This is a genomic window from Streptomyces sp. DF42 (assembly GCF_058267695.1).
Map to the genome: position 1 here is coordinate 4,100,812 of NZ_CM177859.1, position 18,021 is coordinate 4,118,832.

An 18,021-nucleotide genomic window follows, 5' to 3' on the forward strand; every position below is an offset into this window, starting at 1 on the left:
GGGTCAGCCGAGGCGCTTCAGCTTGGCGGCGAAGTCAGGCTCGGCGAGATCCTTCTGCAGCGCGACCGGCACCTTGACCGCACCGCTGGTGCCGTCGCCCACGGTGAGCGTGCCCACCCGGGTGCCGGCCTTCGCGGTGTGCGGTACGTCGTCGGCGGCGAAGGACAGCTTCACCTTGAGGCCGGCCCAGCCGACCGCCGTGACGTCCTTGGTGAGCACGATCGGGGTGTGGCCGCCGAGCTGGTCGTCCACGTATCCGACGACGTCGCCCTTCTTGAGGATCTTCGTCGAGGTCAGAGCGTCCTGCGCGGCGAGCATGGCCGTCTTGCTGACCGCGTTGACCGTGTCGATGATCGGCGCCGTGTGCTGGCCGAGGATCGCGCCGACCACGGTGACCGTCTCGCCCCCGACGTCCTTGGTGGCCGCGAAGAGGAGATTGCCGCCCGCCTTGGAGGTGGTACCCGTCTTGATGCCGAGGGCGCCGTTGTACGGGACGAGCCGGTTGTAGTTGTCCCACTTCTTGCCGGACGGGTCGATCCAGTTGGGCAGCTTGGTGATGTCCATCAGGGCCGGGATCTTCACGAGTTCGTTGCCGAGCTTCACCTGGTCCTCGGCCGAGGAGACGGTGCTCTCCTTGAGACCGGACGCATCGGTGTACGTCGTGTTCTTCATGCCGAGTTCCTTGGCGGTGTCGTTCATCTTCTTGATGAACGCCGCCTCGGAGCCCGCGTCCCAACGGGCCAGCAGGCGCGCGATGTTGTTGGCCGACGGGATCATGACGGCCGACAGCGCCTCCTTCTCGGTGAGGACGTCGCCGTTCTTGACGGTGTTGAGGGTGGACTCGTTGGCCTTGTCGTAGCCGCCCTCCTTCTCCGCCAGCGCGTCGACCGTGATCTTCTCGCCCTCCTGGCCCGGCTTCAGCGGGTGGTCCTTGAGAACGATGTACGCGGTCATGGCCTTGGCGACGGAGCCGATCGGGACAGCGGCCTGCTTGCCGAAGTTCCCCATCGTGCCGATGCCGTTGACGTCCATCCAGCCCTGGCCGTCGGTCGGCCACGGGAGGCCGGCCTTACTGCCGTCGAAGCTGTACGAGTCGTCGGCGGTCAGCGCGAGGGTGGGGGTGGGCAGCGGGCGCGCGGCCTGCACGATCGCAAAGACGATCACGAGGAGCAGCACCAGCGGGGTCCAGATCTTGACCCTGCGGACGATCGTCCGGACCGGGGTCTCCGGCGGCGGCGGCGTGTTCGTCAGCTCGGCCAGCAGATCCAGCGGCGGCTTCGGCGGCAGGGGCTGCTGGGCGGTGCGCTCGGGTCCGACCTGCGGCACCTGGGCCGTGGCGTCCGCGGGCTTCCTGGTGGGCGGCTCGTCGAGCGGCTTGAGCGCTACGAATGTGCTGGTGCGCTCGACGTCGGACGGCTCGGAGGTCTTCCCCGGGGCCTTCGCGGGGCTCTTCGCCTGGTCCTTGTCCCGGTCCTGGACCCTGTCCTCGACCTTGTCCTTCTCGGCGGCCTTGGCGGCGGCGCCGAGCTTGAGCATGGTGGTGGGCTGGTCGACCTGGGGCGCCTTGGCCGGGAGCTTGAAGACGGCGGTGGGCTGATCGACGTGCTTGGCGCCGGCGCCGTCCCCGGCGGACCCCTCGGGGTCGTCCTGGGACTCGGCCGAGGCGTCATCGTCGGCTTCGCCTTCGGATTCGGCGTCGGCGTCGGCCGGGGAGTCGGCGGCCTCGGGGGCGTCGCCCTCGTCCTCGGCGACCGTCACGGACGTCTCGTCCGCTTCGGCTTCGGCTTCGGCTTCGGCCTCGTCCCTCACAGCGTCCTCGGACTCGTCCGGCACCGCATCCTCGGGCTCGTCCGCGTCGCCAGGGTCCGTGTCGGCGTCGGAGCCGGTCTCGGCCCGGTCGCTCTCGGCCGAAGCGCTGTCCGCGTTCTCGGCGTTCTCGGCGTTCTCGGCGTCCCCGGAATCACCGGCTCCGGCTGCCTCAGTGGCCGTCTCCGGGCCCGTCGCGCTCTCCGGGTCCTGGGAGTCGCCGGAGCGAACCCAGGCCGCCACAGCCGCGCGCAGCCGGTCGTCACCGGGCGGACCGCCCGCGTCACCGTCCGTCGCGGGGGCGGCGGCAGCGTCGTCGGCCGGCGCGTCGGTCTCTTCAGGGCCGGCCGAGGCGTCGTCAGCGGAAACGTCTCCGCTGCTCGCGGCACCCTTCCCGGAATCCACGGAATCCACGGAATCCGCGGAATCGCCGGAATCGCCGGAGTCGTCCGAAGGTCCGCCGTCCGCGCCCCCGGCGCCCTCGGCCTCGGCCTCGGCCTCCGTCTTCACATCCCGCACCGAGAAGACCCGCGTCGCCGTGTCCACGCCTCCGCGCGCCCGCGTCTCGCCGGTCTCCCGGGACGCCGAGCCGCCGGACGCCTCGGCGTCCCGGGCCACGGCAAGGCGAGGATCACGCGCAGTGCGTTCCTCGGTGCGGGCTTCGGGAACCGGGCCCGTGCTCCCCGACGTCGGTTCTACCGACGACTCACGCTGCTTCGACCTGTCGGGGGACTCGCCCGCCACCGATGCCTCCTCCGTGCCGCACGCTTTCCGTGCGTCTACCGAACCGTAAACCGCCCGAAACACCGCCCGCACGCGCTGTCCGAACCATGTACCAGTGTCCTGTGTGCGGGCTTAACCACTGCGGTAGACGAGAACGACATACCTACCGGTTCCCTCACAAACAGGTCACGCACCCTCGACAGACCAATGTGAGAGGGGTCACCCTGTCTTTCATCCACGCGGGGAGGCATGGATGGGCAGGAGCCGCAGAACAATTCCGGAGGAGCTTCTGCTGCTGGCGTTGGACCCGACCACGGGTACCACCGCGCAGCCGCAGTCGCTCGACCTCGGTCTGGCCGGAGCACAGCTAGTGGAGCTGGCGCTGGCCGGACGGATAGCCCCAGACGGGGATCGTATCGCCGTGGTAGCCCCACGGCCGACTGGAGATCCAACTTTGGACTGCGCGTTGGAGTTGCTGCGAAGGCGTGGCGCTCCCGTACGTGCGGTGAACTGGATTGGCGGGCCGCGTCTCGGGCTGCGCCAGACCTACCTCTCGCATCTGGAGCGGTGCGGCATGGTGCATGCCGTGGCGGGTCAGATGTGCGGAGTGCTGCCAACGACTCGCTACCAGGCGACGGACACCGAAATCAGCCGGGAGATCAAGGCCCGACTGGATTCCGCGATCCGCACCGGCGTACCGCCGGACCCGCGGACCGCTGCGCTCGCCGCCCTGGCACACGCGGTCGGCCTGGGCAAGCATCTGTACCCGGGCAACGAGGGCCGTTCCTCACGTTCCCGGTTGCGGGATCTGATCAGGCACGACCCGATGGGCGGCCTCGTGGCGCACGCCGTGATGGACGTCCAGAACGGCGTGGCGGCCCAGCCGCGCCGCAGCCCGGCACCGGCTCCGGCCGGCCGTCAGGCCGCAGGCCCGGGCAGGTCCGCACCGGAACCGGCTCGTGGCGTTCCGATGCAACCGCACCGCGGTTCGATGGCGCGCGTCGTGGCCCACTGAGCCTCGGTCCCACCACGAGCAGCACGAACCGCAGCAGCACGCACGCACGCACCATCACAGCATCACGTCATGACCGCACCACGCACCGCAGTACCACGCACCGCAGCACCCAGCACCACGCACCGCCGAGCGCCGCACCGAGCCTGAGAAGGCAGTCCCCATGAACCGGTTCGGGAGCCGCTGGTCCGCGCGGGGCGGCGGGGCCGTTGCGCCACATCCGTTCGTTCGGATGCCGTAACGGTTCCGCTGCCCCGCGCGGCCGCATGTGGAGGACGAAAAAGGCGAACTGGCGTGTGTGCAGCGCATATCCCCTGTTTCCCAGCGGTAGTAAGCACCTTGGTGGCAGTCTGCTCAGCAGCAGATACGCAAAGTGGCAAATTACAGCTAGCGCAGGCACGCAGCCGGAGGTGCACGTCCCGTGGCGTCCAATGTCAATCCCACCGTCAGGCGACGCCGGTTGGGCCAGGAGCTGCGTCGGCTCCGTGAGCTCAAGGGCATGACGGCCGAGGAAGTGGCGGAGCGGCTGCTGGTGTCGCAGTCGAAGATCAGCCGGCTGGAGAACGGACGGCGCAGCATCAGCCAGCGCGACGTCCGCGACCTGTGCGGGGTGTACGAGGTCGAGGACCACCGGATCGTCGACTCGCTGATGCAGATGGCCAAGGACTCGCGCCAGCAGGGATGGTGGCACTCCTTCGGCGACATTCCCTACAGCGTGTACATCGGGCTGGAGACGGACGCGGCGAGCCTGCGGGTGTACGACCCCCAGGTCGTGCCCGGCCTGCTCCAGACCCGGCAGTACGCGGAGGCGCTGATCGCGGGCGCCCTGCCGGAGACGGCCGCCGCCGACGTCGAGAAGCGCGTCCAGGTGCGTCTGCGCCGGCAGGAACGAATCACCGCCCCGGAGAACCCGCTCCGGCTGTGGACGGTGATGGACGAGGCGGCGCTGCGCCGGGTGGTGGGCAACCGCTCGCTGATGCGCGACCAGCTGGAGCATCTCGTCGAGCAGTCGCAACTGCCGCACGTCACCGTGCAGGTCATCCCCTTCGAGATGGGCGCCCACCCGGGTCTCAACGGCCAGTACGCGATCCTGGAGTTCCCGGACGCGGCCGACTCCAGCGTGGTCTACATCGAGGGCGTCACGAGCGACCTGTATCTGGAGAAGGCCAACGACGTGCAGAAATACAGCGTGATGTACGAGCACCTGCGCGCGCAGGCCCTGAACCCGGACCAGTCACGGCAGTTCATCGCGGACATCGCGAAGGACTACGCGCGCTGAAGCGCCGCACCGTACACCTTCCCTGGGTTCCAGTGGAAGACCCACCTGGAATATGCCATCCAGTCGAGTGAATAGTCGCTTCGTAGGTCGAGGTTGGCGAGTAGCGTCGATCACGCCACCACACACCAAGGGTTGGCGCAAACCGCGCTGTGGGTTCGGAGACGAATCCGTCGTGCGGTGACAGCAACTCCACAACTGGTATTTCGGAGCAAAAATGGCAATTCGTCAGGGCGCCACGGACACGTGGACCAAGTCCTCGTACTCCACTGGCAACGGCGCGTGCGTCGAGATCAAGTCCCCCGTCCGCGCGGCGATGGCCGTCCGGGACTCCAAGGTCCACGAGGGCCCCGTACTCGCCTTCCCGGCCGCTGCGTGGAACATCTTCGTCGGCTCGATCAAGGCGTAGGGGGGAGGATCTTCTGATCCTCAACCGCATACTCCTTCGACAGTTTCACAAGCAGCACAAGCAGCACAGGAAGAGCCCTCTCGTCCAGCTTCGCCGTCCTTGCCGAGGGGGCTCGGCTTGTGCCCCGGAACAGTCGGTCAGCACAGCCGGTCGGCGCGACCGGCCGGCGCAGTCCGTCAGCGCAGTCGGTCGACGTACGTGTCCGTCCCGGGCACGGTCGGGACGAACGGCGCCACCAGCTCCACCCTCCCCAGCCCCGCCTCCCGCACCGGCGCGTCCAGGTCCGTGAAGTACGCCTCCCAGCACTCCCGCGGGTCCGCCTGAAGGAACCACAGCAGGGTCAGCCTCGTCTCCACGCCCTCGACCTGCCTGACGTACGTCATGCGATCGCCGGGCAGCGGGGTCGGCCGGAAGACGGTCACCATCGCGGCCGGTGAGCCCGCGACCCGCTTGGACAGGTGCCGCGAGCGCAGCCACCGGAGCAACTCCTCGCGCTGCTCGGCCGATTCGGCGTCGATCACCTCGACGACCAGGCCCGCGTAGGGGTGGTCGAGCGCGTGGAAGTCGCGGGGGCCCGCGGCGCCGTCCCGGTAGACCGTGGCCTCGTGGTCCTGGAACGCCGTGAAGACGTGCGTACGGTCGTGGTAGACCCGCGCGTCGCGGTTGAGGCGCTTGTTGATCGCGACGGTCCACCTCATGTGGTCGTCGTAGCGGCCGTCCGCGATCCAGTACGTGGAGATGTAGCAGCCGGCGGTGACCGGCTGGGCAACCGCCGACTTCTCGGGGTAGCGCAGGAGTTGCAGGTCCCGGGTCGCCACCCAGCGGCGCCCGGAGTACATCCAGGGCATGGCCATCGCGCCGGCGTAGTAGTGGTCGTCCTCGTACCAGCGGTTGTACGCGTACTCGTGGCCGGGGTGCGGTTCCACCATGGTGATCAGGGCGTGCCCCGGACGAACTCCGTACGGCCCCACGGCCGCCAGCTCGGCGTACATCTCACTTCGGGTGTCCTCGGACATGGGCGCTCCCCTTCCTTCGGCCGCCGGTCGCCCATACTCTGACGCCCCGTCAGACAATGCGCCAGAGGCAGGTCGGAGGTCGCTCATGTCATTGCTCGCGGGCAGGACGGTCGTGGTGTCGGGGGTGGGCGCCGGGCTCGGTCACCAGGTTGCGGCGGCCGTGGTGCGCGACGGGGGGAACGCGGTGCTCGGGGCGCGCACGGAGGCCCGTCTCGCCAAGAGCGCCGCCGACGTCGATCCGGACGGGGCGCACACGGCGTACCGGGCGACCGACATCACGGACGAGGCGCAGTGCGACGCGCTGGCGGCGCTCGCCCAGGAGCGGTTCGGGCGGATCGACGCGGTCGTCCATGTGGCCGCCCGGGACAGCTACTTCGGCGGGATCGAGGACGCGGACTTCACGACCTGGCAGTCGGTGATCGACGTGAATCTGCTGGGGTCGCTGCGGATGACCCGGGCGTGCCTGCCGGCGCTGAAGACGTGCGGGGGCTCGGTGGTGTTCATCGGGACGCAGTCGTCGGTGGCGGCCCCCACACAGGTGAATCAGGCGGCGTACGCGGCCTCGAAAGGCGCGCTGACGAGCGCGATGTACTCCCTGGCGCGCGAACTCGGACCGCACCGCATCCGCGTCAACACCGTTCTGCCGGGCTGGATGTGGGGACCTCCGGTCCAGGCCTACGTGCAGTTCACGGCCCACACGGAAGGCGTCCCGGAGCACGACGTCCTGAAACGGCTCACCACGCGCATGGCGCTGCCGGACCTGGCGACGGACGCGGACGTGGCGGACGCGGCCGTGTTCCTCGCCTCGGACCGGGCCCGCGCGATCACCGGGCAGTCGCTGCTGGTCAACGCGGGGGAGCTGATGCGCTGAGGGGTCGGTTCGAACACGCCCTGTTGTTCATGTCTGTGAACGAAGGTCAGCAAGACGAACATCTTTACTTCCTCTTGACCTTACGTCCGCTTGTCGTGTCCGCGCAATCGCACCCACGATGAGCGGGCACTTCGCGGCCTCTCCCGGCTTCCCTCGCCCCTGCCCCGCTCAGGCGAAGTGCCGGCCAACTGAGCGGAGTTCACAAGGCGGACCCTGGAAGGGGGCACATGAACAGTCTCGACTGGGCCGTCCTCATCGGCTACTTCGGCGTGATGGTGGCGATCGGCATCTGGTCGCACAAGCGCGTGGACGACGTCAGCGACTTCTTCACGGCCGGCGGGAAGATGCCGTGGTGGCTGTCCGGCATCTCGCACCACATGTCGGGCTACAGCGCGGTGATGTTCACGGGCTACGCGGGCATCGCCTACACCTACGGCGTGACGTCCTTCGTCACCTGGTCCTTCCCGATCGCGCTGGGCATCGCCATCGGCTCGAAGCTCTTCGCGCCGCGCATCAACCGACTGCGCTCCAAGCTCCATGTGGCCTCGCCCCTGGAGTACCTGAAGAACCGTTACGACCTGAAGACCCAACAGGCCCTGGTCTGGTCCGGCATGTTGCTGAAGATCGTGGACGTGGCCGCGAAGTGGGCGGCGATCGCGACCCTGCTGTCCGTCTTCACCGGCGTCACGCTCAACCAGGGCATCCTCATCACCGGCGCGATCACCGCCGTCTACTGCACCATCGGCGGCCTGTGGGCGGACGCTCTGACCGAACTGGGCCAGTTCGTCATCCAGTTGCTTGCGGGCGTCTCGATGTTCGTCGCCGTCGTACTGAAGCTGAACGACAAGGGCATCGGATTCCTCGACGCCTGGGACGAGCCGGCCCTGCACGGCCATGGCAAGGCGCTGGTCGGACCGTACGGAACCGTCTTCCTCCTGGCCTTCCTCTTCATCAAGCTCTTCGAGTACAACGGCGGCATGCTCAACCAGGCCCAGCGCTACATGGCGACGGGCAGCGCCCGCGAGGCCGAGCGCTCCGCGCGGCTGTCGGCGGCGCTGTGGCTGGTGTGGCCGGTCGTTCTCTTCTTCCCGATGTGGATGTCGCCGCTGCTGGTCCACGCCGCGAAGCCCGACGGCTCCGACTCGTACGGCCTGATGACCGAACAGCTGCTGCCGCACGGCCTGTTGGGCCTGGTCATCGTCGGCTTCTTCTCGCACACCATGGCCATGTGCTCCTCCGACGCCAACGCGATCGCGGCGGTGTTCACCCGGGACGCGGCGCCGGTGCTGTCCCGGCGGGCCCGGGAGTGGGGCAGTCGCTCCGCCCTGATCGCGGCCCGTGTGACGACCGTGGTCTTCCTCGGCCTGTCCATGGCGGTGGCGACCCAGGTCAACTCCCCCGCCTTCAAGGACATCATCACCGTGGTCATCAAGTGGGTCGCGGGCCTGATGGGCCCGATCGCGATCCCGATGATGCTGGGCCTGCTGCGCGGGTTCCGCCGCTCCGGCCCGACGGCGGCGCTCACCAGCTGGTCGATGGGTCTGCTGGCCTTCTGGCTGGTCAACTACCCGATCAACTGGAGTGTCGACGGCGGCGTCCCGCTCGAATACCAGGTCTCGGTCCCGTTGGCCGTCTCCCTGGTCCTGTACGTCCTCATCGGCTATCTGAAGCCGGAGGACACCCCGGACCGTCTCGCGGTGATCGACCGCATCAACACGGACGACGACAGCGCGGCGGTCGCCGTACCGGCTCCGGCGGGCGGCGTGGAGGACGCGGTGGGCCGGACACCGGTGAAGGACTGACCCACCGACGCGACACGGCACGGCAATTGCCCGGTCCCTTTCAACGGAGGGGCCGGGCAATTGCCGTGCCCGAAGATCGCCCGAGCGGCAGACTCGCCGTATGACCGCATCCGATCCCAAGGCCGACCTCCTGCGCTATCTGCAGGACGCGCGTGACGCGCTCCTGTGGAAACTCGAAGGGCTTTCGGAGTACGACGTCCGCCGCCCGCTGACGCCGACCGGCACCAACCTCCTGGGCCTGGTCAAGCATGTGACCTTCGTCGAACTGGGCTACCTGGGCGACACGTTCGGGCGTCCCTCCGGCAGACCGCAGCCCTGGTCCGCCGACAACGCCGATCCCAACAACGACATGTGGGCCACCGCCGAGGAATCGCGGGAGCACATCGCCGACGGCTACCGCAGCGCATGGGCCCACTCGGAGGCGACCGTCGAAGCGCTGCCCCTGGACACGGTCGGCACGGTGCCCTGGTGGCCGGACAGCAACGAGATCACGCTGCACCACGCCCTGGTACGGGTGATCGCCGACACCCACCGGCACGCCGGACATGCCGACATCCTCCGCGAGACCCTGGACGGGGCCGTGGGCATGCGCGCGGACAACTCAAGCCTGCCGTCGGACGATGCGGCGTGGTGGGCGGAGTACCGGGGCCGGCTGGAGCAAGTGGCCGAGGAAGCGGCCCGCAAGGCGTAGGACGGCGGGACGGCAGGCGCGGGGCGCCGGACGGCAGGCGCAGGACGCCGGACGGCGGGGCGCGGGACGGCAGGCGCAGGACGCCGGACGGCGGGCGCAGGACACCGGACGGCAGGCTCAGGACGGCAGGCGCAGGACACCGGACGGCAGGCTCAGGACGGCAGGCGCAGGACACCGGACGGCAGGCTCAGGACGGCAGGCGCAGGGCGCCGGACGGCAAGCGCAGGGCGGCCGGTCAGCTGCCTCGCGGGTACCTCGCGAGCCAGCCCGGCGCGAAGCCGGCCGGACCGTGCAGCGCCGGGCCCTGGGTCATCTCCATGGCGAAGTCGTCGGCCAGTTCGAGGAGGGTGGCGCGGCCCTCCAGTTCGGCCAGCCAGGCCGGCGGGAGGGCGGTCTCGCCGTGCAGGGCGCCCAGGAGGCCGCCGGTCACGGCGCCCGTCGCGCCGGACGGGCCGTCGTGGTTCACGGCGAGGCACAGCCCGTGCCGGACGTCCTCGGCCACCAGCGCGCAGTACACGGCGGCGGCCAGCACCCCCTCCGCCGTACCGTCCCCCGCCAGCTCGGCGACCCGGGACGGTGTCGGCATCCCCTGCCGTACCGCGCCCAGCGCGTGCTGCAGCGCGTCCGAGACGGACTGGTGCCCCGGCCGCGCGGCGAGCAGCGCGAGCGCCCGCTGCACGGCGCCGTCGAGGCTCTCGCCGCGGGCCAGACCGTGCACGATCACGGCGTACGCCCCCGCCGGGAGGTAGGCCATCGGATGCCCATGGGTCTGCGCCGCGCACTCGACGGCCAGCTGGACCACCAGCTGCGGCTCCCAGCCGACCAGCAGCCCGAAGGGCGCCGAGCGGGCGGTCGCCTCGGGTCCGACGTCGCCCGGGTTCTTGGGCGCGTCCAGGGTCCCCATGGTCTCGTCGCCGAACCCGAGCAGCAGCGAGCGGGCCGGGTCCCGGCGGGCGTACAGCCACTCCTCGCGCGCCAGCCACCCGTCGTCCTTGCGGCGCTCGTCGGGCCCCCAGTCGCGCTGGGTGGCCGCCCAGCGCAGATACGCCCGGTGCAGATCGGTCGGCGGATGCCAGGCGCCCGTGTCCCGCCGCACCTGGGCCCGTATCAGCCCGTCCACGGTGAACAGGGTGAGCTGTGTGAGATGTGTGACGGCGCCGCGTCTGCCGTAGGCGGGGGCGAGGTCCACGACGCCCTCGGCGCCGTACGCCGCACGGATCTCGTCGAGATCCAGCCCGTCGACGGGCGCTCCCAGGGCGTCCCCGAGGGCGGACCCGAGCAGGGCCCCCCGCACCCGGCTCCGGAAGTCCTGCTGCTCGGCACGGCCCCATATGGCCCCGGCTGTGGCACTCACCAAGACCTCCCCGACGGCACCGCCCGACGCATGACAGCTCAGCACTGTAATCGAACGGGGACGGTGGGTTCAGAGGGCGGAGTGTTATGCGATATGCGCTCGGAGTGGTCCTGAGTGGTCCCAAGTGATCCCGGGCGATCCCAAGGAGGTGGGGTTTGTCGAATTTGTCGGGCTCAGGAGGCTCTGAGGACCGCCTCGCGCTGTTCGCGCGCCCAGGGGTAGTCCGGGTTGAGTTCCAGGGCTCGGTCCAGGGAGGCCAGCGCCTCCTCGTGGCGTCCCAGGTTGAGCAGGGAGGCGCCGCGGCTGGCGTGGGCCGACGCGTAGTCGGGGTCTACGGCGAGCGCTCGGTCGTAGGCGGCGAGGGCCTCCGCGTCGCGGCCTGCCACCCGCAGGGCGTCGCCGCGTTCGCAGTGGCCCCAGCCCCAGTCGGGCCAGAGGGTGAGGGCGTGGTCGAGGTCGGCGAGCTGGCGGGTGTGGTCGCCGAGGCCGCGCCAGACGCGGGCGCGGCGGCCGAGGGCCCAGGCGTAGTCCGGCTTGAGTTCGAGGGCGCGGTCGAAGTCCGCGAGGGCCGCGTCGAGTTGGCCCAGGCGCTCGCGGGTCGCGCCGCGCGAGGCACGGGCGAATGCGCTGGTGGGGTCGAGCCGGATGCCCTCGGACAGGTCGCGGAGCGCCTCCTCGGAATGACGCAGGAGGCGCTGGAACTCACCGCGCAGGATGATGTTCCAGGGGTTGTCCGGCTCCAGGGCGACCACCCGGTCGTAGAGGCCGAGCGCCGCCTGGTGATCACCACGGACCCGGCTCAGCGTGACGGCCTTGGCGCGCAGGGCCCGCACCAGGCCGGGATCGAGGTCGAGGGCATGGTCGTACTCCTGGAGCGCGCGCTCGTTCTCGCCGTCGCGCGAGAGGGCCTCACCCCGCGCGGCGTGGGCCCGCGCGCGCCACGGCTCGTCGGTACGGGTACGGCTCAGCAGCAGGCGCAGCGCCTCGGCGATCCCGCCCTCCGCGAGGGCCCCGGACAGGTCGCGGCCCCACGCCCGTACGGCATCCGCGTCCGTGTCCTCGCCCGCCTCGGTCAGCAGTCTCGCCCAGCGCCGGGCCGTGTCGTCGCCGTGGTCGCAGGAGGTGACGAAGTCCTCCAGGGCCGTGGGCAGTGCGGCCCGCGGCGTCGCGCACAAGAAGTGGTACGACTCGGCGAGGCGCAGCTCCCGCCAGCGCTCCTCCTGCCGGAACTCGGCTGGTTCCAGGCCCGCTTCGGCCTCCTCCCGCCACCTCGCGAACGTCTCGGCGAGCCGCCCGTGCCGCTCCGCCCACCCGCGCGGCGACCGGCTGCGCTGCAACCGCAGCATCGGCGTCCGTACGACGTCGTGGTACTGCGCCCGCGCTCCGCGCTCCTCGACGAACGGCAGGCCTCTCAACCACCCGTACAGTGCGTCGAGTTGATCGTCCGGTTGATCGTCCGGGTCGACGACGGCCCGGAACACGTCCGCGTCCAGCCGCCGCGGCAGTGCGCACGCCAGCGCGACCGAACGCCGTACGGGATCGCGCTCCCACTTCAGGAACCGTTCCACCGCGTCGACGCTCGGGTCCCCCACGCCTGTGGGGTCGGCGGGCCGGGTCCGGGCGAGGGTGGACACGAGCACCGGGAGGCCGGCCGTCAGCCGCAGCACCTCCGCCACCACGGGCTCGTCCACGACTCCCTCACCGGCCAGCAGGTCGCGCGCCTCCGCCTCCGTGAAGGGCCCCAGCGGCAGCTCGGTCATGAAGTCCGCGAAGCCGCCCCAGCGGGTCGTGCCGAAGGGGCGCTGCCCGGCCGTCACCACCACGGTGGTGGCGGGCAGGGTGCCGTACCGGTCGGTCGCCATCAGGTCGTGCAGCCAGCCGTCGAGGAACGGGCCGGTGCGCTCGTACGTGTCGAGGAAGAGGACGAGCCACGGTGCGGTGTCCGCCGCCTCCGCGAGTTCGTTCAGCAGCACCGGGGTCAGGACGCGCTCGGGGGACAGCACGATCTGCACGTCCTCCTGGTTGCGGAAGCGCGCGCTGAGGCCGGCCCGCAACCGGTCCGTGCCCTGGGCGAGTTGACCGGCGTCGACGGCACCGACGAAGGGACCGGCGCCGGGCAGCAGCCCCAGTCCGGCCAGTCCGACGCGGACCGCCGTCGCGGTCACCGCGGAGGGCCCCTCGGGCTCGGGGTCCAAGGCCGCCAGGGCCGCCTCCGCCTCGTGCCGCCGCTCGCGGTGCGCGGCCAGCAGGCGGTCGAGTTCCTTGAACCTGGCTCCCTGACCGGAGAGTTGCCGGCTGATCGCCGCCATCGCCTCCGGTACGCTCCCGGCGCTCTCGTCCACGTATGCCGTCAGCGCCCCGCGCTCCCGCGCGATCTGCTCCAACTCCCTTACCAGGAAGGTCTTTCCGACGCCCGCGTTGCCGTGCACATGGAAGAGGAAACGATGCCGCTCGTCCTCGGGCGGGAGGTCGAAGTTGGCGCGGAACGCGGCCCGTTCGTCGCTCCGTCCCACGAATCCGGCCCGCCTGCGCTGCCGGATCAGCTCCTGCATCGACGGCCGCGTCGGCCTCATCGGTCCCACCCCCGTAGCCGGGCCCCCGTAGCCGGTCCCGTGTAAGTCTCGCAGAGATGTTCACTGCCTTTGGCCGCCGACAACCCATCCTCGACCCGGAATCTCTACGATGCAGATGTATGCGCGCGATGACGGGGTGACGGAGGGTGAGCATGCCACGGGGTGGGCACGACGAGGACTGGCTGGACCTGGCCGACGCCATTGAGGTACTGCGGAACCAGCTGTCGGAGGCGCAACGCCGGGGTCAGGGTTCCCCGCTGCGCTTTGTGCTGGGCGAGATCACGGCGGAGTTCGAGATCGAGCTGGTGCGGGCGAAGAACGGCGGCGGCGCGCTGCGGTTCGGCGTCGTGGAGGCCGACGCCCGCCGGGAGCGCTCGGCGCGGTCCACCCAGCGCGTGACCCTGCGGCTGACCCCGGAGCAGGACGGCAGCGGGCGCGTGGCCGTGAGCGACGTCGAGTGAACCGGCCGATTCCGGGGGCGGACCGATGCAGCTGAAGCAGGTCGTCAAGGTCCGCGGCGCGGGTTTCGGCACCGGCTATCTGATCGCGCCGCGGCTCGTCCTGACCGCCGCGCATGTGGCGCCGCCGCTTCACGGGTGGGCGGAGATCGTTCTTCCCGAGTCGGACGAGACGGTCCCTGCGGTCGTGCGGTGGCGAAGGCACGACGACACCGTGGACGCCGCCCTGCTGGAGATCCCGGCCGACCTGGAGTGGCCGACGCCCGAGCCGCTGCGCGGTCCCCGCGGCCGACGCCCGCAGCGCTGGGGGCGGTTCGTGACGGGCGGTACCCAACTGCGGGTCTCCCTCGCGGGATTCCCGCGGCAGCAGCGGACCGAGACGGTCCGGGACGGGGAGACGCTGACCAGCCGGGGCTGGGAGGCGCCCACCGGCTGGGTCAGGCCGCACGGTGGCACGAACCCCTTCGAGATCCTCGACGACGCCGGCACGCTGGCGGTCGACACCACGGGACTCGACGACGAAAGGGCCGCGAGGACCACCTCCTGGTCCGGGATGTCGGGCGCGGCCGTCTTCCCCTACGGGGAGGAGCTGCTGCTCGGCGTGGTGCGGGACGACCTCCGGCCCAGCCAGGGCACCCGGCTGGCGTTCACCCGCAGCGAGGACCTGCTGGCCTCGGCCGAGTTCCGCGCGGTGGTCCGCGAGGCGACCTCCGTCGACCCGACGGCCGAACCGGCCGAGCTCACCGGCCTGTTGGAGCCGACGCCTCCCAAACGGGAGGTGACCTCCCCCACCATGCTGCTGCGGGCCGACGCCGAGGTCGTGTCGTTCCACGGCCGCGAGGACACGCTCACCGAGCTGGTGCAGTGGTGTGTGACGGATCGGGACGGCCTTCCCTCCGTCCGGGTGCTCACCGGCCCGGGTGGGCAGGGCAAGACCCGGCTGGCCCGGCAGCTGACGGCGCGGATGCGGGAGCGCGGCTGGGTGGCCGGCCAGGTGGTCCGCGAGCCCCTCGACCTGCGGGTGCTGCGCACCGTCCAGCGCCCTCAGCTGTTGGTCGTCGACTACGCCGAGACCCGGCCCGAGCTGGTCAGGGAGCTGCGGGAGCAGACGGAGCGGGCGGGGCACACGGTACGCCTGCTGCTGCTCGCCCGTTCGCTCGGCTCCTGGCAGATCAGGGCGACCGGCGCCCTGCGCGAGATCAGGCTGCACGCGCTCAGTCCCGCCGCCGCCGACCGTGAGCAGTCGTTCCGGACGGCGGCCCGCGACCTCTCCCGACGCCTGGCGGAGGTGACCGGCGAGACGGGCGTCGACTGGCCCGGCGTCGCCGGCACCCTCCCCGCGGCCCGCCCCCAGGGGGGCACAAGGACCGAGACGGCGCTGACCTCGCAGATGGCGGCACTGGCCGCACTGCTGAGCCGCGTGCGGCTCACCCGGCAGGACGGGGAGCCGCTGGAGGCCGAACTCCTGGGCCACGAGCTGAAGTACTGGCTGGAGAGCGCGGACGGGTGGGGCATGGGGCGAAGGGAGAAGAGCCTGCTCGACGTCGCCGTGGCGGCGGCCGTGCTGTGTCCCGTGCAGGACGAGCGGGAGGCCCGCGAGACCCTCGCACGGCTGCTGCCCGACGAACCGCCGTCGCTGAGGGCGAACATCGCCGCCTGGCTGCGCGAGGTGTACCCGCCGTCCGAGGACCGTTACTGGGGCCAGTTGGAGCCGGACCGTCTCGCCGAGTACCACGCCTCCGACCAGGTCATCCATGACGCGGGTCTGCTCGGGAGGCTGTTCGCCCACGCCCCGGACCACCAGCGGGTGCAGACCCTCACCGTGCTGGCCCGGTCCGCCGTGGCCCACGTCAACGAGGGCCGCCCGGACAGGGCGCGCACCGTCATCGACCGGCTGCGCGAGGCACTGCGGTCCGTGCCCGCCGACGTACCGCTGACCGCCGCGATGCTGCGCGCGCACTCCGACACCCTGCCGGAACAGTCCCATGTACTGCGCGAGTACGCGCTCGACGTCGCCCGCGAACTGAGCCGTCTGTGCCACGCGACGGGAGACGGTCCGCGGGAGCCCGGGGAGCGCGCGTGGGCTCTGCACAACCTGGCCGAGCGGCACCTGGCGGTCGGTGACTGGGAGGACGCGCGGGAGGCGGCCGGCGCCGCGGCGGCGATGCGCGAACGACCGGCGGACGACGGCGCCACGACGCCCCGCACGGAGTGGGCCGACTCGCTGCTGGTGCTCTCGCGTGCCCTGAGCATGACCGGGCGCCTGATGGAGGCACACCAGGCCGGGGACCGGGCCCTCGCCCTCTTCCGCGCATTGGCGGCGGAGGACGGCGAGGACGGCGAGGACGGCGAGGAGCGGGAGAAACGCGAACACGGCCTGGTGCGGGCACTCGTCAACCAGTCGCGGGTGGTCTGGCAGCTCGATCCGAGCGCGATCTCCTTCGACCAGATCGCCAGGTCCGACGACCACACGGACGAGGCCGTCCGGCGTGCCCGCGAGCTGGCGGACCGGCACCCCGATCTGGATCCGCTGCTGCTCCCCGACGCTCTGGTGGCACGGGGCACGAGTCTGTGGCGCTTCCAGCGGCATGCGGAGGCGTTGGCGCTGAGCGAGGAGGCGGCCGAGACCGCTCGGCGGCTGGCGGGAGAGAACCCGGACGCCTACACCGCCGACCTCGCGCGTGCTCTGATGGGCCTGGCGGTCGACTCCAGCGCGGCCTCGCGGCCACGCGGCGAGCCGATGGCGCTCGTGCAGGAGGCGATCGGGCTGCTGCGCCCGCTGGCCCGGGATCTTCCCGCCGTCCACCGCTCCACACTGGCGCAGATGCTGCACAACCTCGCCTGGGAGCAGCACGGGGCCGAGGACGACGCGGCGGCACGGGAATCCCTGGACGAGGCCATCAGCCATCGCCGGGACCTGGCGCGCGATCCGTACGGGACCGGGGTGCCGGGCCTGGCCCAGTCGGTGAGCGCGCTCGCCTACTTCCATACGGACTCGGGGGACCACCGGGCGGCGGTGGAGCGCTTCGAAGAGGCTCTCGACATCTACGCGGCGGCCCGACGGCCGCTCAGCGCAAGCAACTTGAAGGACCGCTCCGGAACGGCTCTCTCACTCGGTCTCGCCTACGACGCGCTCGACCGCCCGGCGGAGGCGCTGGCCGCCCTGAATCAGGCCCTCGACATCCGGCGCCGCCTCAGTGCGTACGCCCCCAGCCTCTACACACAGGAGTACGCCCACTCCCTCCACGACGGCTCCGACCTGTACCGCAGGCACGACCGGCAGGTCGCGGTACGCATCCTGCTGCGCCAGGCGCTGCCGCACTACCGCCGCCTGTCCCGCGAGGACGAACAAGGGCGTCAGGGGCTGGCCTTCTGCCTGCACGACCTCGGCAGCAGCTATGCGGCGGCCGCCTGGGGGGTGACGGCCGACCGCGCGGTTCCCGTGCTGCGGGAGGCGTACGAGCTGCGGGTGGAGCTCTCGGCCCAGGACCCGGGGCACGAGGTCCATCTGGCCGACACCTGCGCGCAGTTGGGCCGTGCGCTGATGTCGACGAGCCGCTTCCACGAGGCCGTCCGCATCGCGGAACACGAGGTGCGCCTTCGGCGCGGGCTGCTCGGCACGGACCCGGCCGGCCACGAGCAGGCTCTCTGCTTCGCCCTGTTGCGGCTGGCCGAGGGGCAGGCCATGACGGGGCAGGACTCCGCCGCCTGGCAGACAGCCCTTCAGGCGGAGGAGGCCTGCCGGGCGCTGACCGATCGCCCCGGTCTCCCGCCGGTCCGGATCGCGCTCCTCCTGCAACGACTGGCCCGGGCGTTGAGCCTGTGCGGCAGGCACGACTGGCGCCGGGCCGTCCGTGCCGTGGAGCCGGCGCGGCGGGCCGTCCGCATCTGCCGCGGCCTGGTGGATCAGGATCCGCACCAGGCCCAGGCCGACCTGACATGGAGTCTCCGCGTGCTCGCCACCGTTCTGGACCGGGTCGGCCGCCACGACGAGGCCGTCGACGCACAACTGCGAAAAGGAGCATGACGC

12 protein-coding genes are annotated in these 18,021 nt (G+C 71.2%); 8 read left to right on the plus strand and 4 right to left on the minus strand.

What is annotated here, in order from left to right:
* Nucleotides 1-3: 3 nt before the first annotated feature.
* The gene (locus tag ACYUED_RS18560) at nucleotides 4-2,550 is read right to left on the minus strand and encodes a D-alanyl-D-alanine carboxypeptidase (protein ID WP_491293394.1); all 2,547 of its coding nucleotides are present in this window, start codon (nucleotides 2,548-2,550) and stop codon (nucleotides 4-6) included.
* Nucleotides 2,551-2,782: 232 nt separating this feature from the next.
* On the opposite strand from ACYUED_RS18560, the gene ACYUED_RS18565 reads away from it, so the two are divergent.
* From ACYUED_RS18565 to ACYUED_RS18575, 3 genes are all read left to right on the plus strand, one after another.
* Nucleotides 2,783-3,544, plus strand: a complete 762-nt coding sequence (locus ACYUED_RS18565) for a GOLPH3/VPS74 family protein (RefSeq protein ID WP_491293395.1) — start codon at nucleotides 2,783-2,785, stop codon at nucleotides 3,542-3,544.
* A gap of 418 nt (nucleotides 3,545-3,962) precedes the next feature.
* Nucleotides 3,963-4,820 carry a helix-turn-helix domain-containing protein gene (locus tag ACYUED_RS18570; RefSeq protein ID WP_266516297.1) on the plus strand — a complete coding sequence of 286 codons (858 nt, stop codon included), beginning with the start codon at nucleotides 3,963-3,965 and terminating at the stop codon, nucleotides 4,818-4,820.
* 214 nt (nucleotides 4,821-5,034) lie between these two features.
* Nucleotides 5,035-5,226: a DUF397 domain-containing protein gene (locus tag ACYUED_RS18575; RefSeq protein ID WP_266516300.1), complete on the plus strand. Its 192-nt coding sequence runs from the start codon at nucleotides 5,035-5,037 to the stop codon at nucleotides 5,224-5,226.
* Between the two features lie 176 nt (nucleotides 5,227-5,402).
* Here the strand turns inward: ACYUED_RS18575 and ACYUED_RS18580 are convergent, their stop codons facing one another.
* Nucleotides 5,403-6,242, minus strand: a complete 840-nt coding sequence (locus tag ACYUED_RS18580; protein ID WP_491293396.1) for a hypothetical protein — start codon at nucleotides 6,240-6,242, stop codon at nucleotides 5,403-5,405.
* An 85-nt stretch (nucleotides 6,243-6,327) separates the two neighbouring features.
* Here ACYUED_RS18580 and ACYUED_RS18585 point away from each other — a divergent pair, with 85 nt between their 5' ends.
* From ACYUED_RS18585 to ACYUED_RS18595, 3 genes are all read left to right on the plus strand, one after another.
* Nucleotides 6,328-7,113 carry an SDR family oxidoreductase gene (locus tag ACYUED_RS18585; RefSeq protein ID WP_491293397.1) on the plus strand — a complete coding sequence of 262 codons (786 nt, stop codon included), beginning with the start codon at nucleotides 6,328-6,330 and terminating at the stop codon, nucleotides 7,111-7,113.
* 227 nt (nucleotides 7,114-7,340) lie between these two features.
* A complete protein-coding gene (locus tag ACYUED_RS18590; RefSeq protein ID WP_491293398.1) occupies nucleotides 7,341-8,915 on the plus strand; it encodes a sodium:solute symporter family protein in 1,575 nt (524 codons plus the stop codon).
* A gap of 100 nt (nucleotides 8,916-9,015) precedes the next feature.
* On the plus strand, nucleotides 9,016-9,606 hold the full coding sequence (locus tag ACYUED_RS18595) for a DinB family protein (RefSeq protein WP_491293399.1): 591 nt from the start codon (nucleotides 9,016-9,018) through the stop codon (nucleotides 9,604-9,606).
* A gap of 235 nt (nucleotides 9,607-9,841) precedes the next feature.
* Here the strand turns inward: ACYUED_RS18595 and ACYUED_RS18600 are convergent, their stop codons facing one another.
* Nucleotides 9,842-10,960, minus strand: a complete 1,119-nt coding sequence (locus ACYUED_RS18600; RefSeq protein WP_491293400.1) for an ADP-ribosylglycohydrolase family protein — start codon at nucleotides 10,958-10,960, stop codon at nucleotides 9,842-9,844.
* A 173-nt stretch (nucleotides 10,961-11,133) separates the two neighbouring features.
* Nucleotides 11,134-13,533, minus strand: a complete 2,400-nt coding sequence (locus tag ACYUED_RS18605; protein ID WP_491293401.1) for a tetratricopeptide repeat protein — start codon at nucleotides 13,531-13,533, stop codon at nucleotides 11,134-11,136.
* A 152-nt stretch (nucleotides 13,534-13,685) separates the two neighbouring features.
* On the opposite strand from ACYUED_RS18605, the gene ACYUED_RS18610 reads away from it, so the two are divergent.
* Together ACYUED_RS18610 and ACYUED_RS18615 are read left to right on the plus strand one after the other, a co-directional pair.
* Complete coding sequence (locus tag ACYUED_RS18610; protein WP_491293402.1) at nucleotides 13,686-13,994, plus strand: trypco2 family protein; 309 nt, start codon at nucleotides 13,686-13,688, stop codon at nucleotides 13,992-13,994.
* Nucleotides 13,995-14,019: 25 nt separating this feature from the next.
* On the plus strand, nucleotides 14,020-18,018 hold the full coding sequence (locus tag ACYUED_RS18615) for a tetratricopeptide repeat protein (RefSeq protein WP_491293403.1): 3,999 nt from the start codon (nucleotides 14,020-14,022) through the stop codon (nucleotides 18,016-18,018).
* Nucleotides 18,019-18,021 lie beyond the last annotated feature (3 nt).

What these genes read in the sequence shown, in the direction of transcription:
- ACYUED_RS18565 (WP_491293395.1), top strand. Translation starts at nt 2,783, where the DNA reads ATGGGCAGGAGCCGCAGAACAATTCCGGAGGAGCTTCTGCTGCTGGCG.
- ACYUED_RS18575 (WP_266516300.1), top strand. Translation starts at nt 5,035, where the DNA reads ATGGCAATTCGTCAGGGCGCCACGGACACGTGGACCAAGTCCTCGTAC.
- ACYUED_RS18580 (WP_491293396.1), bottom strand. Translation starts at nt 6,242, where the DNA reads ATGTCCGAGGACACCCGAAGTGAGATGTACGCCGAGCTGGCGGCCGTG.
- ACYUED_RS18585 (WP_491293397.1), top strand. Translation starts at nt 6,328, where the DNA reads ATGTCATTGCTCGCGGGCAGGACGGTCGTGGTGTCGGGGGTGGGCGCC.
- ACYUED_RS18590 (WP_491293398.1), top strand. Translation starts at nt 7,341, where the DNA reads ATGAACAGTCTCGACTGGGCCGTCCTCATCGGCTACTTCGGCGTGATG.
- ACYUED_RS18595 (WP_491293399.1), top strand. Translation starts at nt 9,016, where the DNA reads ATGACCGCATCCGATCCCAAGGCCGACCTCCTGCGCTATCTGCAGGAC.
- ACYUED_RS18605 (WP_491293401.1), bottom strand. Translation starts at nt 13,533, where the DNA reads ATGAGGCCGACGCGGCCGTCGATGCAGGAGCTGATCCGGCAGCGCAGG.
- ACYUED_RS18610 (WP_491293402.1), top strand. Translation starts at nt 13,686, where the DNA reads ATGCCACGGGGTGGGCACGACGAGGACTGGCTGGACCTGGCCGACGCC.
- ACYUED_RS18615 (WP_491293403.1), top strand. Translation starts at nt 14,020, where the DNA reads ATGCAGCTGAAGCAGGTCGTCAAGGTCCGCGGCGCGGGTTTCGGCACC.